This window comes from Aeromonas sp. QDB14 (genome assembly GCF_027707845.1).
Classification (GTDB): Bacteria; Pseudomonadota; Gammaproteobacteria; order Enterobacterales; family Aeromonadaceae; genus Aeromonas; species Aeromonas caviae.
In genome coordinates this window covers 1-1868 of sequence record NZ_JAPCJD010000166.1, presented here as the reverse complement: position 1 = coordinate 1868, position 1868 = coordinate 1, and the positions used below count along the sequence as shown (strand labels likewise).

At 58.3% G+C, this 1868-nt stretch carries 3 protein-coding genes; 1 reads left to right on the top strand and 2 read right to left on the bottom strand.

Translation table 11 applies throughout. The annotated features are described in order from the left end of the window. Positions 1–424: phosphotransferase (locus PG887_RS22225; RefSeq protein ID WP_270822928.1), on the bottom strand; the 424-nt coding region annotated here is incomplete at its 3' end. A gap of 65 nt (positions 425–489) precedes the next feature. Then, positions 490–1104 carry a recombinase family protein gene (locus PG887_RS22220; RefSeq protein ID WP_000904906.1) on the bottom strand — a complete coding sequence of 205 codons (615 nt, stop codon included), beginning with the start codon at positions 1102–1104 and terminating at the stop codon, positions 490–492. A 125-nt stretch (positions 1105–1229) separates the two neighbouring features. Here PG887_RS22220 and PG887_RS22215 point away from each other — a divergent pair. Further along, positions 1230–1868, top strand: a 639-nt coding sequence (locus PG887_RS22215) for a DUF4158 domain-containing protein (protein ID WP_270822926.1), incomplete at its 3' end; no start/stop codon positions are given.

Here is a 1868-nt window from a genome sequence, read left to right as displayed (position 1 = left end):
CGGCATTGCGGGACACCACATCAACGGCGCGTCCGAACATTCGCGACAGCCTGCGCTCAAACGGACATTGATCAACCAATAGGCTGTGAACAGCGCCAAGTTGCTGCCCCATTGACGGCCACGCTTTGAGCAAATCCGCTCCAGACAGATCAGCCGCCGGTACTCCCGGAATTGCCGTTATCACCAAGCATGCACCCTCCTGTTCCTCCTGCCAGTTGATCACCTCGGGGCAAGCCACACCTCGACCTTTGAGCCAAATGAGGCGGTCACGCTCTCCAGCGAGCTCACCGCGGCGGGAAGCAGGTGCGATTTTCGCGAAGGCATGCCCGTCACCACGTCGAAAAACAAAATCACCAGATTCTCCGCCTCTGACAGGCAACCAGTCAGAATGCGATTCACCAAAAAAAATATTAGTTCGATTCAATGGAGGTTCCTTCAGTTTTCTGATGAAGCGCGGAGGTGGCTCAACCTGCGAAAAGAAACGAGTTGCTACGTAAGTCCGAGAACATGCTTTCCATGGTCTCTGAGCTCGCCTTTGGGACCGACATATCGGTAGAGAGTGACGCGCTCGATGCCGAGTTCCTTGCAGAGATCGGAAACTGAAGTATCGCGCTGGGCCATGGCGGCTTGCGCGAGACGCACCTGAGCTTTGGTGAGCGCGAATTTTCGTCCGCCCTTGCGACCGCGCGCTCTCGCGGAGGCGAGACCCGCCATGGTGCGCTCTCGGATCAGATCCCGCTCGAACTCGGCTAAGGTGGCGAAGATTCCGAACACCATGCGACCGGACGCAGTCGTGGTGTCGATCTGAGCGCCCTTTCCAGTCAGAACCCGCAGGCCGATCTTGCGGTCTGACAGCTCCTTCACCGTGTTGACCAGATGGGCAAGCGATCGTCCGAGGCGATCGAGCTTCCAGACCACCAGCACATCGCCGTCACGCAATGACTTGAGGCAGGCAGTCAAGCCAGGGCGATCATCACGACCGCCGGAAGCAAGATCATCATAGATATTGTCCCGTTCGACACCTGCGGCGCGCAAGGCGTCGTGCTGCAGGTCGAGAGACTGCGAGCCATCGGCTTTGGAGACGCGGGCATATCCGATCAGCATGTATCACAAACGTTGGTTTGAGGCGGCGCTTCGGCCACGATTGCATTGACCTCTGGAAATGTATCTCAACCAGCTTCATAAATAAAGCGTCTTGAACGCTATCAGATTTTGAAAAAGGAACATGTATGCCGCGTCGCGTCACTCTAACCGATCGGCAGAAAGACGCGCTGTTGCGCTTGCCGACTTCACAGACGGATTTGCTCAAGCACTATACGCTGAGTGATGAAGACCTTGGGCATATCAGGCTGCGTCGGCGCGCTCACAACAGGTTCGGCTTCGCCCTGCAATTGTGTGTCCTGCGCTATCCCGGCCGGGTGCTGGCTCCAGGCGAACTGATCCCTGCAGAGGTCATCGAATTTATCGGAGCGCAGCTTGGCCTGGGTGCCGACGATCTCGTAGACTATGCTGCCCGCGAGGAAACACGGCACGAGCATCTTGCCGAGTTACGGGGGCTCTACGGCTTCCGCACCTTCTCCGGACGTGGTGCGAGGGAGCTGAAGGAATGGTTGTTCCGAGAAGCCGAGATGGCGGTGTCGAACGAGGATATCGCCCGTCGCTTCGTAGCCGAGTGCCGACGCACCCGCACTGTCCTTCCCGCGACATCCACGATCGAGCGGCTTTGTGCCGCGGCTCTCGTCGATGCCGAGCGACGCATCGAGACGAGGATCGCCAGTCGGCTGCCTATGCCGATCCGAGAACAGTTGCTGGCATTGCTCGAGGAGACGGCTGATGATCGGGTGACCCGTTTTGTGTGGCTGCGCCAG